This is a genomic window from Streptomyces sp. SAI-135, assembly GCF_029893805.1.
Taxonomy (GTDB): domain Bacteria; phylum Actinomycetota; class Actinomycetes; order Streptomycetales; family Streptomycetaceae; genus Streptomyces.
This window is the reverse complement of sequence record NZ_JARXYP010000001.1, coordinates 745,855-763,863: the sequence shown is the minus strand read 5'-3', so window position 1 is coordinate 763,863 and position 18,009 is coordinate 745,855. Positions and strand designations below refer to the sequence as shown.

The following is an 18,009-nucleotide window of genomic DNA, read 5'->3' as shown; positions in this document are numbered from 1 at the left end:
TGTGCCCGTGTCCTCCGCCGGTGAGGTGTCACGCAACGACGCCGAACATCAGGCCCCCGACGGTGTCGGCACGCACACCGTCACCCTGATCACGGGCGACAAGGTCACCATCGGGACCGCCGCCGACGGCTCCGTCGTGCGCTCCTTCCAGGCCGCGAGCGGAGCTGCCACCGGCTTCCACCGCGCTGTCGTGGACGGCGCCACCTATGTGTATCCCGACGCCGCCCTGCCGTACGTGAGCGCCGGCAAGCTCGACAAGCAGCTCTTCAATGTGACGCGGCTGATCGCCGAGGGCTACGACGACGCGCACAGTTCCCGGCTGCCGCTGATCGTGCGCTACACCGGAGCCGCCGCCAAGGCCCGCACCCGGACGAAGATCACCGGCTCGACCGAAGTCCGCCGCCTGGACAGCATCCAGGGCGCGGCCCTCGCGCAGAACCACAAGCAGGCACCGGAGTTCTGGTCCTCGCTCACCGGGGGTTCCGGTGCGGAGGCCCGGTCCTCCCAGTCGTCCCTCGCGGGCGGCGTCGCCCACGTGTGGCTCGACGGCAAGGTGACGGCCGATCTGGCCGACTCCACCGCCCAGATCGGCGCGCCGAAGGTATGGGCGGAGGGCGACACCGGCCAGGGCGTGAAGGTCGCGATGCTCGACACCGGCGCGGACACCGAACACCCGGACCTGGTCGGACAGGTGTCCGACAGTGCCAGCTTCGTCCCCGACGAGAGCGACATCACCGACTACAACGGTCACGGCACGCACGTCGCCTCGACCATCGCTGGGACAGGCAGCGCCTCCGGCGGCACGGAGCGAGGTGTCGCCTCCGGCGCCCGGCTGGCCGTCGGCAAGGTGCTCAACGCCGAGGGCAGAGGCCAGGAATCCTGGATCATCGCGGGCATGGAGTGGGCCGCCCGCGACCAGAAGGCCAGGATCATCAGTATGAGCCTGGGCGGCGACGGTGACAAGACCGATCCGATGAGCGAGGCAGCTGACGAACTCAGCCACGAGACTGGTGCGTTGTTCGTCGTCGCGGCCGGCAACAGCGGTCCGCAGTCCATCAGCAGCCCCGGCGCCGCGGACTCCGCGCTGACTGTTGGTGCCGTGGACTCCACCGACACACTGGCCGACTTCTCCAGCCAGGGCCCTCGTGGTGGCGACGGCGGGCTGAAGCCGGAGATCACTGCGCCCGGCGTCGACATCGTCGCGGCGCGCTCGCACTACACACGCGGCTCCGGCTACTACACCACGATGAGCGGCACGTCGATGGCCACGCCGCACGTTGCCGGCGCCGCCGCCCTCCTCGCCGCCGAGCACCCCGACTGGACGGGCACCCAGCTCAAGGAGGCGCTGGTCAGCAGCGTCAAGGCCACTCCGGCGTACACCCCGTACCAGGCGGGCGCCGGCCGGCTCGACGCGCTGGCGGCCGTGCACACCACGGTCTTCGCCACCGCGACCGCCTACTCCGGTTTCCACCCCTGGCCCCTGAAGCCCGGGGAGACCGACACCCAGACGGTGACGTACACCAACGTCGGCGACTCCCCGGTCAGCCTCGACCTGGCGGTCAACGGCACCGTCCCGGCCGGGATGTTCAGCCTCTCCGAGGACCAGGTGACCGTGCCCGCGCACGGTACCGCCTCGGTCACGCTGACCGCGGCGCCGGACAAGCTGGCGGCCGACCAGTCGATCAGCGCCGCGATCACCGGCACGGACGGCACCGGAGCCGTTCGTGCCCGGACCCTGATCGGCGCGACCCGGCAGGGACAGCGGCAGGATCTGACCGTCGTGGCGAAGGACCGTGCGGGGAAGCCGCTGGCCGGCCGGGTCGTCCTCACCGCCGAGCACCTCTTCGCCTCGATGGACCTCGACGCGTCCGGCACCGGCACGTCACGGCTGCCCGCCGGTACCTACAGCGGCTGGTTCATCGGCGACGTGCAGGGTGCCGAAGGGGCGCACTCGCTCGGCATGGAACTGCTCGCCTTCAACGATGTGAAGCTGGACGAGGACCGCACCGTCACCCTGGACGGCCGCAAGGCACGCCAGATCCTGGCGCGCGTACCGCAGCAGACCACCGCCGTCGCGCCGCGTCTGGACGCCCACCGGTCCTTCACCGACAGCCTGACGCAGACAGTGATGCTGCCCGACCCGTCGTACGACAGCATCTGGGTACTGCCGACCGGGAAGAAGGTCACCGACGGTAAGTTCGAGGTGGGCGCCCGCTTCCGCCTCGAGCAGCCCGCGCTGACCGTGAGCACGAAGTCGACGACCTTCAATGACCCATTGGTCAAGCGCGCGGCGACGCCGCTGCCTGCTGGGATCCGGAACCTGACGGCGGTTTTCGCCGGCGACGGCACGGCCGAGGAGCTCGCACGGCAGAGCGTGCGTGGTAAGGCTGTGGTGGTGCGAGGCCTTGGCACGGAAGGGATCAAGGCGCAGGCGGAGGCCGCCGCGGCGGCCGGGGCCCGGCTGCTGCTGGTCGCCCATGACGGCGTCGGCCGCCTGCAGCCCTGGGACGAGAGCCCCTGGAGCCCGGAGAGCCCGGCCCCGGTGACGGTGGCGACGCTCAACGCGGACCAGGGCGCCGAGCTGATCGGCTCGCTCCGGCACGGCGCGGTCTCGCTGAAGGTCACGTCGCACCCGACGACCGACTATGTCTACGACGTGGTGCACCACTGGACGGGCGCCGCCCCCGCCGATCCGACGTGGCGTGAGGAGCACAAGGACCTGGCGCGGGTGAACGTCTCCTTCCGGAACTACCGGCCGGGCAAGGCAGTGGAGTTCCGTTCGGACGTCTGGAACGGGTGGGCTGCCGGCAACATGCTCACCGCGCCCGCCCAGGGCGAGCGCACCGACTGGGTCACCGCCGACGCCACGTGGCTGGACGACGCCTACATCCTGGGCGAGACCGGGCAGCACTCGATGGAGCTGCTGCATTACTCGGCGCGCAAGACCGGCAAGGTCAGCTGGTTCGGCCCGATCCAGCGGCCCCGCATGGGTCCGATCGACTACCAGCCGGTGCGCTACCTCGACGCGATGTACATCACCGCGCCGGGCTGGGGCGACTCGGGGGGGCACATCGGCGAGGCCGGTGCGAACGCCGACGTCAAGAACTGGATGGCGCTGTACCAGGGCGACCAGCAGCTCAACTGGGGTACCTCCGAGTATCTGCGGGTTGCCGGTCTCGGCGCGGAGCGCCTGCCCTACCGGCTGGTCGTCGACAACGACCGTGGCACCTGGGCCAACCCGTACTCGAGGCACACGCTGACCGAGTGGAACTTCACCTCCGCGGTCACCAGCATCGAGTCGTCGGTCTCACTGCCGCTGATCCAGCTCGACTACGGCGTGGACACCGACAAGTCCGGCCGGGCCGACCGGCACACCGGCCTGACGGTGACCGCCTCGCACCTGCCGGGCACCGCCGCCGCCCTCGCCAAGCCGTCCGTCGAGATCTCGTACGACGACGGTGCGACCTGGCAGCGGACCGATCTGAGCCGGTCCGGTGACGGATGGCGGACGAACCTGCGTGCTCCGCGGTCGGCCGGCTTCGCCACCCTCCGGGTCGGGGTCCGCGACAGCGCGGGCAACACCGTCTCGCAGACGATCACCCGGGCCTTCGGCCTGCGCTGACGGCACACCCCCGGGAGGTCACCCGGGACCGCACCGCGTGGGTGGGACCGCAGCCGGCGGCCCACCCACGCGGCGCTTCCAGAGGATGGGTGTGCCGCCATCCGATCGGGCGAGCTGGTCCTCTTCAGAACTCGAGTACGTCGGTGCGCCCGTCGCCGGAACGTCTCGATCGACTGGCCGGGGTCATGCGGACTGCCGGCCAATCGGTCCAGACCCTGTTCAGTGGTGTTCCAACAGGGCGCGCTCGGAGGCAGCTTTGACGTGGGACAGCATCTCCTGCGCGGCTGCGGTCGGATCACCCGAGGCGAGCGCGTCCAGGATGCGCTGATGCTCGGCCGCGGCCTGGCCCGCATACGCGTGCCCCGCCTTCATGAACAGCCGGAATCGCTGCACGTGTCCGCTGAGCGCGTGGAAGGCGCTTTCGAGGAACATGTTGTCGGCCTGTGCCGCGATGAGGTTGTGGAAGCGGGCGTCGGAGGTCCAGTAGAGGCGGAAGGCGTCGGCGTCTGCGTCGGCTTGCGTGCCGGATTCGGCGAGTTCGTTGATAGTGATCGCGAGTTCGTCCAGAAACTCCGGTGTGCGGCGCAGCGCGCTTTCGGCGGCGATCGCCGGCTCGATCAACTCGCGGGCCGCGGCGAGTTTCGTCATCTCGCGTTTTGTGAAGGCAGGAGCCACGAAATAGCCGCGGAGTGCCTCGCGCTGTACGAGTCCGGAGTGCTCCAGGCGGGCGAGCGCTTCGCGCAGAGGTGTCTGGCTGACCTCGAGCTCACGGCTGAGCGCCCCGATGTTGAGGGGTTCGCCCGGCTTGCGCGTCCCGTCCATCAGCTGCGTGAGCAATACGTCATGCATTCGGTCGGCCAAGGGCAGTTTCGGCAAAGAAGGTTCTCCATCCCGCATGCGTCGACGGCTCGTGGCGTGGCCCTGCCCGGCTCGCGGGTTGGCCGCATCAGTGCAGGGACCACACCAGAAATATACTATCTTGCACATAGTACGTCGCGAAGCGGCGGCGACCTCCGGTTCCGCGGATCGTCCGTCGGAAATCAGCCTTCAAGGTCGCTTGCGACGGCGGCGGCGGATGCAAGGAGTGCCGCGTCGCCCCCACGCCGCGAGAACAGCTGAATGCCCCAGGGTGCGGGACCGCTCGCATCGCCGGGCAACGAGATCGCGGGCACTCCGAGAAGGTTCTGCAGTCGTGTGTTGCGCATCAGCATGCGCCTGACATCGGGGCGTGCCCCGGCTTCGATGCTTGGTCCGGTGATCGGGATGGTCGCGTTCACCAGTGCGTCGAAGGGGGCGGCGAGCGCGGACATCTCCGTGCGCACCCGGTCCACCTCGCCCAGCGCGTGTTCGTACTGGTCACGCGTGGTGCGGGCCCCGTCTTCGAGGCGTTCGCGCACGTCGGCTCCGAGGAGCTCGGGTACCGTCTCCAGCCGCTCCCGGTTCACGCGGTATGCCTCGTAGGCCATGATCGTGGTGGACACATCCATGACGTCGAAACCGCTCGGCGCCGTAACGGATTCGACGCGCCATCCGCGGTCCGACAGTGCGTCGAGGGCGTTGCTGAGGGCCGTCGCGATGGCCGGATCGACGGTCAGGTCGGGATCGTCGAACACGGCGAGCCGCCGCCCCGCGTGCAGTCCTTCCTCCGTGAGGGGTATGCCGGCGAACACGTTCATCGCTATGCGGACATCTTCCACCGAGGAGGTCAGGAACCCGAGGTGGTCGAGTGTGGGGGCCGTGGGATGAACACCGGCGATCGGGAGGAGGTCGTAACTTGGCTTGAATCCGACGATCCCGCAGAGCGTCGCGGGCGCCCGGACCGATCCTCCGGTGTCGGAGCCGAGGGCGATCGGTGACAGGCCCGCCGCGACGGCTGCTGCCGATCCGCTGCTGGAGCCGCCCGGGATGATCCCGGGGAAGCGCGGGTTGCGGGCACCGCCGTCGAAGTCATTCAGCCCCGACGGGCCGTAAGCCAACTCGTGCATCCGGGTCGTGCCCAGGATGATGCCGCCGGCAGAGCGCAGCCGGGAAATGATCGACGCATCGGATGCCGGGACGATGTCGACGGAACGCGACCCGGCCGACATCTTCCGTCCCTGTATGCCGATGATGTCCTTGACCGCGAACGGGATGCCGTCGATCGGTGAGAGCGGCCGGCCTGCTCGGTGTCGCTCGTCGCTCTCCTTCGCCTGCTGAAGGGCGCTGGAGCGGAAGACTTCGACGAACGCGCGGACCGATTCGGTGGTGGCGTCGATCCTCTGGAGGCAGTGCTCGACCAGCTCGACCGCCGAGTACTGGCGGTCAGCGAGGCCGTCACCCAGCTCTCGTACGGTGCGCGGTACCGATGGGTTCGAGGAGTGACTCAGTGTTTTCACGATTCAGAAGGTACTACACGGAAGCGCTGGATGCTATAGTATAGAACTATGGCCGATATCGAACCCCTCCGCGCCGGTGTTCGGGCGAGCTTGCCCGAGCTGGCGGACTTCACCGACCAGGACCTCGCCACGAAAATCGTGGAAGCGTGGGCCCTCTCCCTCAGTCAGACCGAATTCGAACGCATCGAAGACATGCCAGGCTCGGCCAACCCGGATTCCCCCGCGCTGCGCGATGGCACGCAGGCCACCCACGTGCGCGGGGTGGGGTTGTTGACCGTCGCGCTGGGTGAGGAGCTGCAACGGGTCCTCGGCCCCCTGGGGCTGGACCGGGACATCCTCTACGCCGGCGGAGTGCTGCACGATCTGGGCAAGCCGTTCGAGAACAGCCCGGCCAACCAGGCCCGCTGGAAGGAGGATCCGGGCAAGGCCGGTTTCCCCTCGATCCGCCACTCCGTGTACGGAGTGCACATCGCCCTGACCGTGGGCCTGCCCGAGGAACTCGCGCACGTCTGCGGTACGCATTCAGGGGAGGGGCAACTCGTCTACCGCAGCACCCTGAACAGCATCGTGCACCACGCCGATCACGCGTTCTGGGCGGCGGCCGAGAAGGGCGGGCTCCTCGACATGGACCCGGCCGACCGGCTGACGAAGAAGGGCTGATACCTCAGCCCGATGACAGAAATCTGGGCTCAAGCCCCTGATCTTGCCCACTTCTCTCGCAAGACCACTCATCTCAAGGGAGCAACTTCATGATCAAGGAAATCGCCACCGACAACATCGCCCCCCTCGAAGTCCCGCTCACCCACGTGGTGCGCGCCGGCGACTATGTCTACCTCTCCGGGCAGATCGCGGTCCGGGCTGACGGATCCCTGGTCACCAACGACTTCCCCGCCGAGACCCGCGCAGTGCTGGACAACATCAAGGCCGGGGTCGAAGCCGCCGGGGGCACGCTCGCCGACGTGTGCAAGACCACTGTGTTCCTTCTGAACGCCACGCTGTTCGAGCCGATGAACGTCGTCTACCGCGAGTACTTCTCCAAGCCGTTCCCCGCTCGCTCGACCATCGTCGCTCCTCTGTCCAACCCCGACCTGCGCATCGAGATCGAAGCAGTCGCATACATCCCCCAGAACGGCTGACCGTGACCCGCACTGAGAGGGGTGGAGCCGAGTCCGTGAGCCACGCCGGCACCACACCGCGCCATCGCATGGTCTCGGCGAGCGGACTTCGCTGGCACGTCGTGGAGGCGGGGAGCGGCCCGACCATCGTGCTCGTCGCCGGCTTCCCGCAGAACGTCCACGCGTGGCGGCACGTGATTCCGCTGCTCGCGCAGGACTGGCACGTCGTCGCGGTCGACCTGCCCGGCCAGGGCGACTCCGAGAAGCCGCTGGACGGATACGACACGTGGACGACCGCAGAGCGGCTGCACGGTCTGCTCGCCGCACTGGGGCACGAGCGGTATCTGCTCGTCGGGCACGACATCGGCTCATGGGTCAGCTATCCGTTCGCCCACCGTTACCCCGATTCGCTCACCGGTGTGGTCTTCATCGACGGCAACATCGCCGGCCTCTCACTGCCCGAGACGGTCCCGGTGGGCCCGGATGGGTGGCGCAGCTGGCACTTCCTGTTCAACGCGATCCCCGACCTCCCCGAGGCACTCGTGTCGGGCCGGGAACGCATCCTCATCGAATGGTTCTTCAGCCGGAAGACCGCCAGCTGGCGCGAGACGTTCACAGCCGCGGACATCGCGGAATACGAACGCACGCTGGCAGCCCCCGGCGGCCTGCGGGGGAGTCTCGGGTACTACCGCGCCGTGCACGAGAACGCCGAGCGCAACAAGGAGCTGCGGAAGGCCTTGATCCAAGTGCCGATGCTGGCCATCGGTGGTGAGTTCGGTTCCGCTCCAGCACTGCACGACGACATGCGTTCGCTCGGTGTGGACGTCAGCGGGACAACCGTCCGCGACACCGGTCACTACATCCCGGAGGAGAAGCCCGACGAACTGGTTGAGCAGATCAACCTGTTCGCCGAGCGCCTGCCCCGCGCGTAGAAACCCGGCAACGCGCCCGTACATGCAGAGGGAGGCGAAGTGGGCCGCAAACGTGTGCTGATCACAACGTCGTGGCTGGCCGAAGGGGATCATGTGCATCGCCTGCTCGCCGATGCCGGATGCGACGTCGTGTTCGGCCGGCCGGCCGATCTACAGCGCCATGGGCGCTCGCTCGAAGACGCCGTCGCCGACGTGGACGCGCTGGTCGCCGGTGTCGAACCGTGCGACGCCCGCGTGCTCAACGCCGCACCGCGGCTGAAGGTCGTCGCCCGCACCGGAGTCGGCTACGACAACGTCGACGTGCCGGCCGCGAACGCGCTCGGCATCGCCGTCTGCACCACGCCGAACGTGAACCGCCGGTCGGTGGCCGAGTTCACCATCGCGTCACTCCTCAACCTGGTGCGCGGCATTCCCCAGGCCGGCGCCTCGATGCAGAAAGGGGGCTGGACACAGACCAGCGGACGCGAGTTGTACGGCAAAACGCTCGGCGTTGTCGGTTTCGGAGCGATCGGCCGAAGCGTCGCGGGCCTCGCGCAGGCCTTCGGGATGACGGTGCTGGCGTGCGACCCCTACAGCGACGGCGTCTTGGTCGAACGGAGCGGGGCCTCACTGGTGGAGTTGCCCGAGCTTCTCCGGCGCTCCGATGCCATCACGGTGCACGTTCTCCTCAGTGACGACACGCGCCATCTGATCAACGAGGACGCGATCGCCCAGATGAAGCACGGAGCCGTCCTCGTCAACGCCGCCCGCGGAGGGGTGGTTGACGAGGCGGCACTGGTCAACGCGCTGCGTGCGGGCAGGATCGCAGGCGCGGCGCTCGACACCTTCGAAGACGAACCGCTGCCTGTGGCCAGCGCGCTGCGTGGGGTCGCGAACCTCCTCCTCACGCCGCATATCGCCGGAGCGACCATCGAGGGCCGGGCACGTTCGGGAACGTCGGCGGCGGAATCCGTCCTGGCGGCTCTCTCGGGTGAGATGCCTCGAACCGCCGTGAACGCCAGCGTGATCGCGCAGCGCGCTCGTCTGTGACCGCGATGCGACGCCCCGCGCGGCGGAGCGTCGCATCGCCCCCAACCAACCCTGTCGAGACAGGAGACTTCTCGTGCCCAACCGATCCATTGTCATGATGAGCGGGCTGGCGACCCGCAAGGCGTTCGACGACCATCTCTTCGCCGCCTTCACTGCACAGACCGGTGTCGAGGTCGTCCCCATCTACGACCCCACGGTCCAACTGCTCCGGCGTCTCGACGCGGGGGAGCACTTCGACGTGATGATCGCAGCTACGCCGTCACTCGATGCCCTGATCGCGAACGGCATCGTCGCCGAAGGGCCGCGACCGATCGTACGAAGCGGCATCGGGCTCGCCGTGGCGCGCGGCGCCGAACACACCAAGGTCACCACGAGGGACGACCTGGTGGCGACGCTCACCACCGCCCGCTCGGTCGCGTACTCGCGCACGGGCCAGAGCGGCATCTACTTCGTCGACCTGGTGAAGCGCCTCGGCCTCGAAGACGTGGTGCTTCCCAAGGCCACCGTGCTGGAGAAGGGCTTCACCGCGACCGCGCTGGAAAGCGGTGAGGCGGACCTCGCCGTCCAGCAGCTGAGTGAGCTCCTGTTCGTGCCGGGAGCCGAGATCGTCGGCCCCCTTCCGGAGGAGCTGCAGAAGTGGACCGAGTTCTCGGCCGGGACCGCCGTCGCCTCGACGGAAAACGCTGATGTCGCGGCCTTCGTCGACTTCATCAGCAGTCCCGAGGCGGCGCATGCGTACCGTGCCACCGCCCTTGAGCCGGTGCCCTCCGGGCTACTGTCGTGACGCATCTCCGATTCGACGCCAACCTCAAATGGCTCTTCACCGAGGTGCCGTTCGAGAAGCGGTTCGACGCCGCCGCCCGCGCCGGCTTCACCGCAGTCGAGTACGCCTCTCCCTACGCGTACGAACCCCGACGGCTACGCGCCCTGCTCGACAACGCCGGACTTGAGCAGATCCTGATCAACACCCCGATGGGCCCCGCGGGATCGCCCACGCGATCCGGCTACGCGTGCCTCCCCGACGCGGTCGGTGACTACCGTGAAGGTGTGCTCCGCGGGCTGGAGTACGCCACGGCCCTGGGAGCGAAGTTCCTGCACGTCGTGGGTGGCATCGTGCCGGAGGGCGTGAACGCCGATCGCGCCTTCGCGCGCTATGTGGCCAACATCGCCTGGGCGGCCGAGCAGGCACGCGGTACCGGCATCCGGCTACTGCTCGAGGCGCAGAACAAGCGCGACGCCCCTGGTTTCGTGCTCACCTCGCAGGCCCGCGCCGCCGCGGTCGTGGAGGCCGTCGGAGCCGACACGGTCGGGCTGTTGCTGGACTTCTACCACGCTCAGATCGATGAGGGTGACCTCATCCGCACCTTCGAGAAGCACCGCAGCATCGCGCTACACCTGCAGATCGCCGACGTACCCGACCGCCATGAACCCGGCACGGGCGAGATCGCCTACTCCACCCTGTTCCGGGTCATCGAGTCCTCGGGCTACGACGGATGGATCGGGTGCGAGTACCGGCCCGCCACCGAAACCGCAGCCGGGCTGACCTGGATGAAGGAGCTCGCGGAATGAGCAGCACTCCGAAGATCGCGCTCATCAGCGCCGTGCCCGCGGCCATCCCCGCCGCACGTGCCGCGCTGCGCGACACCCTGCCCGACGCGGTCGTGTGGAACATCCTCGACGACCGACTGCTGGTCGACGCGGTCAGCCACGGGGGCCTGGATTCCGGTCTACGGCACCGCATGCAGCGCCTGATCGGACATGCCCTCGCGGAGGACGTGGACGCGGTGTTGCTCACCTGCTCCGTGTACGCCCCGGTCGCACAGGGCACGGACGCCGGTGTGCCGGTGATGGCGCCCGACGAGGCCGCCTTCGCCGACATCGCCGCGGCCGGCTACGCATCGGTGCTTGTTCTGGCCTCCGTCGACACCGCGCGCGACGACTCGGTGGAGCGTCTGCAGACGGCGCTTCGCGATGCCGGTGCGGACAGCCGGGTCGTCGGACTGTCCGTGCCCGCCGCGCTGGCCGCGGCGACAGCGGGAGATCATGACGCCCTGGTCGCCGCGTTCGCAGATGCCTGCGTGAACCTGCCCGACGACGTCGAAGCCATCTTCCTCGCCCAGTACTCGCTCGCGTCCGCGGGTGACGCGCTGCAGGCGGCAGTGGGGTTTCCGGTTGTCTCGGGCCCGAAGAGCGCGGCGGCCGCCCTGCTCCGGCTCATGTCCGATAGGAACGATCAATGATTGGTGTCATCGCCGACGACGTCACCGGCGCCACCGATGCCGCCTTGGCGTTTCGCCGCACGGGAATGCGGTGCGGGGTGTATTTCGGCACCCCCCATCCGTCCGACGTGCAGTCCGGCCTCGACGTCGTGGTGATCGCTCTCAAGTCCCGTACGATCCCCGCACGTGAGGCAGTGGCGCAATCGCTCGGCGCCGCACAGACGCTGCAGGCGATCGGCGCACGGCAGCTCTTCTTCAAGTACTGCTCCACCTTCGACTCCACCGCGAACGGCAACATCGGGCCCGTCCTCGACGCCCTCGTCGATCTGCTGCAGGTCGACGCCGTGGTGACCACACCGGCCACCCCGGAGCATGGGCGCACGACGTTCAACGGGTATCTGTTCGTGAACAACGAGCTGCTGGCCGAGTCCTCCATGCGGAATCATCCGCTCACCCCGATGCGGGATTCCTCACTCACCCGTCTCATGAACGCACAGTCCACGGGCAGCAGCGTCGTCGTCGATCACGACGTCGTCCGCCGCGGCTCGGAAGCGATCCGGAGCGCGGTGGACGGGACGCGCCACGCGGCGCGCTATCTGTTCCCGGACGCGGCAACGGAAGAGGACCTCCTCTCGATCGCGCAGGCTGTCCTTGACGAACCGCTGGTCGCAGGTGCCGCTGGACTGGCGGGCGCGATCGGACGCGCGCATGGATCGAGAGACGCCGCAGCACGCGCACGCGTGAGCGAGAGCGCGCCGACCGGCCGGGCCGTCGTTCTCGCGGGAAGCTGCTCTCGACGCACCCTCGAACAGATCGACCGGATGCTGCACGCGGAACGACCGGCGCATCGCCTGGACGCGTTCGAGTCGGACGATCCCGAACGCCTCGCGCAGGGCGCGCTCGACTGGTACGACGCGCTTCCGGCCGGTCCGGCTCCGCTGATCTACTCGTCGCTCGCTCCGGCAGCGCTCCGCAAGGTGCAGGACGCGATCGGTGTGGAGCGATCAGCCGAGATCTTCGAGGGCGCCTTCGCACACATCGCCCGCGGACTGCGTGAACGCGGGGTCACTCGCTTCGTCGCCGCCGGCGGGGAGACGTCGGGGTCGTTGGTGGCTGCCCTTGGCATCCGAGGCGGTGTCGTCGGGTTGGAGGCCGCCCGGGGTGTGCCGTGGATCCACACCGACCGAAATCTGGACGTGCTGCTCAAGTCTGGAAACTTCGGCGAGCCGGACCTTCTCGTCGCAGCCTCGGACGGCAGTTCGTGACGGCGACCGAGAGGGACCAGGCCGCCGCCGACATCATCGACGCCGCCCGATCCGTCTTCACGCGGGGCCTGACCCACGGCAGCACAGGCAACATCTCTGTCCGTACGGCCGACGGCATCCTCGTCACACCCACCGGTTCCAGCCTCGGTACCGTCGAGGCGAGCGACTTGTCGCTCATCGACGACCGCGGCGTCCACCTGTCCGGGCCGAGGCCGTCGAAGGAGGCGTTCCTGCACGCCGCCGTGCTGCGTGCTCGACCGGGTGCGGGTGCGGTCGTGCACACTCACTCCACCTACAGCGCTGCCGTGTCCTGCATGCGCGATCTCGATACCGACAACGTCCTGCCTCCTCTGACCGCCTACTACGCGATGCGCGTCGGGCGACTGCCGCTTCTGCCGTACCACGCTCCCGGTGACACCGGCCTGGAGGCTGTCGCAGAGGCGACCGCGGCACGGCGGCACGCCATGCTGCTGAGCAACCACGGTCCCGTTGTCGCTGGAGAGAGCCTCTCTGTGGCTCTGGACGCCCTCGAGGAACTTGAGGAGACGGCGAAGCTCGTCATCATTCTTCGCGGGCTACCCGTGAACCCGCTCACCGCGGAGCAGGCCGCAGCCCTCGGTCCCCAGGCCTGAGCGGCGGCAGCGAGCCACTGTCTCGCTGCCGCCGCTCAGGCTTGTCCGCAGTAGGCGTTCGCAACCGAATGACGTAGCCCGATGTAACAAAGCAACGCTAGTGTCACGTGTCGTCAGACCGATGAAGGTCGACTTGGCGGATGGTCGGCGGCGCCTGCCCCTGCCTCTGCACTCTGGGTGCGTCTGAGCCGGCGGCCCGGCTGACCGGTCACGCTGCGACAAGAGCCCCAGTAGAGCCAGTACGGCGAGTAATAATCGAGTGATCTTGCATAAGGTATAGGTAAATAGAGACGGCTATACTATTCTTTGACCGTGGATCCTCGCGCATAGGCGCGCCGGACGCACTCACCGAAAGGATCCGGTAGTGAAATCTGCTGAATCCCCCGAACTGCTGCGCACCGCACCACGTTCCGAGACCCGCAAGGTCACCACCGCGGGCGCGATCGGGTTCTTCGTCGAGAACTACGACAACTCGGTCTATGGCTTTCTCGCCGGAATCATCGCCATCGTCTTCTTCCCGGAAGGCGCGGAGTCGGTCGCGCTGATCTTCACGTTCGGTCTCTTCGCCGTGTCATTCGTCTTCCGCCCGGTCGGCGGCGTGCTGCTCGGCATGATGTCCGACCGTGTCGGTCGGCGCCCGGCCATGGTGCTCGCGCTGACCTTGATGGCGGGAGCCACGACAGTGATCGGCCTGCTGCCGGGCTACTCGTCGTGGGGCGTCGGCTCCGTACTGCTTCTGCTCGCCATGCGCATGATCCAGGGCATCTCCGTGGGAGGCGAAGTGTCGGCCGCCATGTCGTTCGTGGGCGAGCACGCCCCGCCGAACCGACGGGCCTTCCTCATGTCGTTCCCCCAGGCGGGCAGCACTCTTGCCAACCTTGTCGGCAACGGATCGGCCTTCCTTCTGACATCGACACTTTCGTCGGCAGCCATGGAGAGCTGGGGCTGGCGCATTCCGTTCCTCATTGCGGCGCCGATGGGGGTCGTCGGTTTCTACATTCGCCGGAGGCTCGAAGACACTCCCGCCTTCCTCGCGATCCAAGAGGAAGGAAAGATCGTTCGCAACCCGCTGCGTGACGTGTTCACCCGTGACAATCGTCGGCAGCTGGCGCTGGCGTTCTCCCTGCCCATGCTGAACAGCGCGGGATTCTTTGTGCTCTTTGTCTTCATGCCGACCTATCTCAGCAGCCAGCTCGATTACACGCGCCCCAGTGGCCTTGTCGTCAGCGCCTGCGCCCTGGCGTGCGCGACAATCGCGATTCCGTTCTTCGCGCGCATTTCAGATCGCGTCGGGCGCCGCCCGGTGATACTCACCTCCTGCGGCGCCATCATCGTATTGTCCGTGCCGATCTATCTTGTGCTCGGAATCGGCGAACTGCCCCTTGCCGGCCTTGCCGGTGGCGTGATCGGTATCGCTTTCGCAGGAAATTACTCGGTCATCCACCCGATGATGCTTGAGCTTTTCCCGTCGCACATGCGTACAACCGCGTACTCTTTGGGGTACAACGTGACGACCGCGGTGCTCGGAGGCGCGGCACCTCTCATTCTCAGTGCTCTCTACGTTTCGACGGGCAACGTTCTCCTGCCGGCATTCTTCGTTGCCCTGTCTGCGGTAGGGACGGCGATCGCCGCCTACGTGAACAAGGAAACGGCAGGAAAGTCGCTCACGGAGTTTGCCTGACGTCCCCGATCGCCTGCTCACCATCCGGCGGCCCTCGACATGAGGGCCGCCGGATGGCTTGCGTGCACTGACGGACGGGGCGATCGGACGAGACGGATCCGGCCCGCAGGAGGTCTCGGTGTCCTCGGCTTCGCGATCGTCGTGAAAAGCACCGGCAGCGGCTCGAATCCCAGCCCGCACCTGCCGGCCGTACCTGGACGTTCCGGCCATGGGCAACGGCATTGCGGCCGGCCGTACGCAGCCATCCACGCAGCTTCGCCCGCGGTCCCGGGGGGAGTGCCGGGGCGCGGGCGAAGCTGGTGACTGCTGTGGCCGTCAGGCGGGCTGGCGGTCCAGGTCGAGCTGGAACAGCTTGATCGCGTTGCCGCGGACGATTTTGTACGTCGTCTCGGCGTCGATGCCGGAGAACTGCCCGGCGAGGTGGTTCAGGGTGTGCGGATAGGGGCCGTCAGCGTGCGGGAAATCGACCTCGAACATCAGGTTGTCGATGCCGATCTGGTGGGCCTGCTCGATGGCGTGCCGGTCGGCGAAGATGCAGCCGTACATGTTGCGCCGGATGTAGGTGGAGGGCAGTTCCTGCATCTTGACCTCGCCGTGCCCCCAGGTGTGATGGGTGTAGGCATGGTCCATCCGCTCCATCGCGTAGGGCAGCCAGCCTGCTTGGCCCTCGGAGTAGGCGAGCTTGAGGCCCGGGAATCGATCGAGTACACCGGAGAAGATGAAGTCCGCCATCGAGGAGTACGAGTTGGCGAACTGAAGTGTCGTCGTGACGACGTCGGGTGCGCCTGGCGGCATCGGCATCATCTTCGACGACGAGCCGATGTGCATGCAGATGACCGTGCCGGTCTCCTCGCAGGCTGCGAAGAATGGATCCCAGTTGCCGTCGTGAATGGTCGGGAAGCCGAGATGCCCGACGATCTCGCTGAACGTGACCGCACGCGCCCCTCGCGCCGCGTTGCGGCGCACCTCGGCCGCGGCGAGTGCCGGGTCCCCACAGGGGCACGACCGGCAGCGGGATGTGGCGGCCGCCCGAGTCGCCGCACCACTCCTCGACGATGAAGTTGTTGTAAGCCTCGATGCATGCGATCCCGAAGTCCCGATCCTTGCTGGTCTGTTCGCTGAATGCCTGACCGCAGAACCGCGGGAAGGTCGGGAAAGCGAGTGAGGCCTCGACGTGCTGGGAGGTCATCACCGCGAGCCTGGCCTGGGGGTCGTAGCACGCGGGGTGCATCTGGTCGTACGTCGCCGGCTCGTTACCGCGCATGTCGGCCGTGGTTTCGACGCCGTCGAGGATGAGGATGGGCCGTCGCAGCACATAGGCGGAGTCGCCGAACAGCCAGACGTCCCCGGGGTCCCCTTCAGGATCCTCGACCAGGCCGTTGAAGAGCTTCGATTCCTTGCTGATCAGCCGACGCTCTACCCGAGGTGCCCGGTCCTGGTATTTCGCCGGCAGCCACCTCTGGAACAGCGTCGGGGGCTCGATGATGTGGTCGTCGACGCTGATGATCATCGGTAGCTCGGTGGTCGTCATCCCGGCGGTCCCTCCCTCGTCTCAATTGACTTCCGCACACAATATCTCAGATATCAAATCCTGGCGAGAGTCCGCCCGAGGAGCACCACGTCACCGAGCGCGGCCACGAGCGCGATCTCCGGGTCGGGCAGCTGGTTGGCCGCAGAGGTGCCGCGAAGCTGGCGCACCGCTTGGACGACCCGCTGGATCCGCTGCGACTCCCCAGTGTGCGAATGCGACATCGTGCCGCCGTCCGTCACCACCGGATAACGTCCGGACACCTCAATCGCGCCCTCGGCGACGAAGTCCGGTCCTTCGCCGACACCGCAGTATCCGAACGCCTCGAAGTACCTGATGATCTCCCAGCTGAAGTTGTCGTAGAGCTCGAAGACGTCGACATCCTCACGGGCAAGCCCGGTGTGCGCGAAGGCACGGTCGGCGGCGCCCCGGCCCAGCATCCCGACCCGGTCATACGTCGGCGGGTGCGTGTAGCTCGGCCCCCAGCTCTCGGAACCGCCACCGAGCACGGAGACGGCGACGCCCGGGAGGTCCTGAGCGCGCTCGGCTGTGGTGAGGACGAGAGCGCTGCCTCCTTCCGCAGTCGTGGCGCATTCGAGCAGGTGGTAGGGGTCCGCGACCATCCGTGAAGCAAGGATGTCCGCTGCCGTGAACGGGCCGCGACCGTAGTAGACGGCCTCCGGGTTGCGCGAGCCGTTGTTGCGGATCACCGCTGCGACATGCGCAACCTTCGCCGGGTCGACCGAGAACCTGTGCATGTACTCCTTGGCCGACAGGGCGAACTCGGCGGGGGTCATCAGCCCCCAGCATTCAATGAATTCGTTGGACGGACGGGTCCAGGGAGCCGTGCTCGCGGAGTCCTGGTGGATCCCGGCCTCGCCGGCGGCCAGCACGACGACATCGGTGACGCCGGCCTCGATCGCGGTGGCTGCTTCGAGAACCGATGCAGCGCCCGGCATGGCGCGTCCGGCCCAGAAGTAGGGGATGCCCATCGCATAGCCGAACTTGCGCGAGCCATTCTGATAGTCCAGTCCCGGCAGGATGTTGACGCCGGTGACGTCTTTGGCCGTGAGCCCGGCGTCGCTCAGTGCGCCCCGGATCGCAGCTGCGGTCACGGTGTCGGACGTCTCCCCGTCGAGCTTGCGAGCCTGTCGCGTGTTGAAGGCACCTACGATGACTGCCTGGCGTCGGCTTCTCACGGGCGCTGCCGGGTCGCCGCTGCAAGCTCGAAGAACGGCAGAGCGATGTCCTCGGACTCCTGATGGAACCGGACCCGGACCGCGGCCCCGATCAGGTCCGCGTCCGGCTCGGCGCCGACGATGTTCGTGAACATTTCGTATCCCTCCTCCAGTCGGACCACGGCTACGACGTAGGGCGGTTCGAAGGCCGGGGTCGGCGGCCGCCAGACCACCGTGCAGGTGACGACGTGGCCGCGACCGGCGGATTCGGTCCACTCGTAGGCGGTGTGCAGGCAGTGGGGGCAGAAAGCGCTGGGGATGAAGAAGCAGCGGGCACAGCCGGAACAGCGCTGTACGAGGAGTTTCCCGCGGAGGCAGCCGTCCCAGAACGGGCGTGACAGGGCGGTCGGCCGAGGCAGAGGGCGCATGACGG

General features: G+C 67.8%; 15 protein-coding genes and 1 pseudogene. 11 read left to right on the top strand and 5 right to left on the bottom strand.

Annotated elements, in window-relative coordinates:
• Positions 1–7: 7 nt before the first annotated feature.
• Positions 8–3,622: a S8 family serine peptidase gene (locus M2163_RS03335; RefSeq protein WP_280893055.1), complete on the top strand. Its 3,615-nt coding sequence runs from the start codon at positions 8–10 to the stop codon at positions 3,620–3,622.
• A 219-nt stretch (positions 3,623–3,841) separates the two neighbouring features.
• Here the strand turns inward: M2163_RS03335 and M2163_RS03330 are convergent, their stop codons facing one another.
• Both M2163_RS03330 and M2163_RS03325 read right to left on the bottom strand, forming a co-directional pair.
• On the bottom strand, positions 3,842–4,498 hold the full coding sequence (locus M2163_RS03330) for a GntR family transcriptional regulator (RefSeq protein ID WP_280854582.1): 657 nt from the start codon (positions 4,496–4,498) through the stop codon (positions 3,842–3,844).
• A 164-nt stretch (positions 4,499–4,662) separates the two neighbouring features.
• Positions 4,663–5,997, bottom strand: a complete 1,335-nt coding sequence (locus M2163_RS03325) for an amidase (RefSeq protein WP_280854583.1) — start codon at positions 5,995–5,997, stop codon at positions 4,663–4,665.
• A gap of 48 nt (positions 5,998–6,045) precedes the next feature.
• Here M2163_RS03325 and M2163_RS03320 point away from each other — a divergent pair, with 48 nt between their 5' ends.
• From M2163_RS03320 to M2163_RS03275, 10 genes are all read left to right on the top strand, one after another.
• Positions 6,046–6,657: an HD domain-containing protein gene (locus M2163_RS03320; RefSeq protein ID WP_020122009.1), complete on the top strand. Its 612-nt coding sequence runs from the start codon at positions 6,046–6,048 to the stop codon at positions 6,655–6,657.
• An 89-nt stretch (positions 6,658–6,746) separates the two neighbouring features.
• The gene (locus M2163_RS03315; RefSeq protein ID WP_280854584.1) at positions 6,747–7,133 is read left to right on the top strand and encodes a RidA family protein; all 387 of its coding nucleotides are present in this window, start codon (positions 6,747–6,749) and stop codon (positions 7,131–7,133) included.
• 35 nt (positions 7,134–7,168) lie between these two features.
• Positions 7,169–8,044 (top strand): alpha/beta hydrolase, encoded by an 876-nt coding sequence (locus M2163_RS03310; protein ID WP_280854585.1) that lies wholly within the window; start codon positions 7,169–7,171, stop codon positions 8,042–8,044.
• 39 nt (positions 8,045–8,083) lie between these two features.
• Complete coding sequence (locus M2163_RS03305) at positions 8,084–9,073, top strand: phosphoglycerate dehydrogenase (protein WP_280854586.1); 990 nt, start codon at positions 8,084–8,086, stop codon at positions 9,071–9,073.
• Between the two features lie 73 nt (positions 9,074–9,146).
• Positions 9,147–9,857 carry a substrate-binding domain-containing protein gene (locus M2163_RS03300; protein WP_280854587.1) on the top strand — a complete coding sequence of 237 codons (711 nt, stop codon included), beginning with the start codon at positions 9,147–9,149 and terminating at the stop codon, positions 9,855–9,857.
• Entirely contained in the window at positions 9,854–10,642 is a 789-nt protein-coding gene (locus M2163_RS03295; protein ID WP_280854588.1) for a TIM barrel protein, read from the top strand. The genes M2163_RS03300 and M2163_RS03295 overlap by 4 nt, the downstream gene beginning before the upstream one ends.
• Positions 10,639–11,313: an aspartate/glutamate racemase family protein gene (locus M2163_RS03290; protein ID WP_280854589.1), complete on the top strand. Its 675-nt coding sequence runs from the start codon at positions 10,639–10,641 to the stop codon at positions 11,311–11,313. Before M2163_RS03295 ends, M2163_RS03290 begins: the two co-directional genes overlap by 4 nt.
• Complete coding sequence (otnK, locus tag M2163_RS03285) at positions 11,310–12,557, top strand: 3-oxo-tetronate kinase (RefSeq protein ID WP_280893054.1); 1,248 nt, start codon at positions 11,310–11,312, stop codon at positions 12,555–12,557. Before M2163_RS03290 ends, otnK begins: the two co-directional genes overlap by 4 nt.
• Positions 12,554–13,189 (top strand): 3-oxo-tetronate 4-phosphate decarboxylase, encoded by a 636-nt coding sequence (gene otnC, locus M2163_RS03280; RefSeq protein ID WP_280893053.1) that lies wholly within the window; start codon positions 12,554–12,556, stop codon positions 13,187–13,189. The genes otnK and otnC overlap by 4 nt, the downstream gene beginning before the upstream one ends.
• 364 nt (positions 13,190–13,553) lie before the next feature.
• Complete coding sequence (locus M2163_RS03275; protein ID WP_280854592.1) at positions 13,554–14,870, top strand: MFS transporter; 1,317 nt, start codon at positions 13,554–13,556, stop codon at positions 14,868–14,870.
• A gap of 315 nt (positions 14,871–15,185) precedes the next feature.
• Here the strand turns inward: M2163_RS03275 and M2163_RS03270 are convergent.
• From M2163_RS03270 to M2163_RS03260, 3 genes and pseudogenes are all read right to left on the bottom strand, one after another.
• Positions 15,186–16,401, bottom strand: a pseudogene (locus M2163_RS03270) (amidohydrolase family protein).
• A 53-nt stretch (positions 16,402–16,454) separates the two neighbouring features.
• Positions 16,455–17,513 carry a thiolase family protein gene (locus M2163_RS03265; RefSeq protein WP_280893052.1) on the bottom strand — a complete coding sequence of 353 codons (1,059 nt, stop codon included), beginning with the start codon at positions 17,511–17,513 and terminating at the stop codon, positions 16,455–16,457.
• 80 nt (positions 17,514–17,593) lie between these two features.
• Entirely contained in the window at positions 17,594–18,004 is a 411-nt protein-coding gene (locus tag M2163_RS03260) for a Zn-ribbon domain-containing OB-fold protein (protein WP_280893051.1), read from the bottom strand.
• Positions 18,005–18,009: the final 5 nt, after the last annotated feature.

What these genes read in the sequence shown, in the direction of transcription:
- M2163_RS03320 (WP_020122009.1), top strand. Translation starts at nt 6,046, where the DNA reads ATGGCCGATATCGAACCCCTCCGCGCCGGTGTTCGGGCGAGCTTGCCC.
- M2163_RS03315 (WP_280854584.1), top strand. Translation starts at nt 6,747, where the DNA reads ATGATCAAGGAAATCGCCACCGACAACATCGCCCCCCTCGAAGTCCCG.
- M2163_RS03290 (WP_280854589.1), top strand. Translation starts at nt 10,639, where the DNA reads ATGAGCAGCACTCCGAAGATCGCGCTCATCAGCGCCGTGCCCGCGGCC.
- otnK (WP_280893054.1), top strand. Translation starts at nt 11,310, where the DNA reads ATGATTGGTGTCATCGCCGACGACGTCACCGGCGCCACCGATGCCGCC.
- M2163_RS03260 (WP_280893051.1), bottom strand. Translation starts at nt 18,004, where the DNA reads ATGCGCCCTCTGCCTCGGCCGACCGCCCTGTCACGCCCGTTCTGGGAC.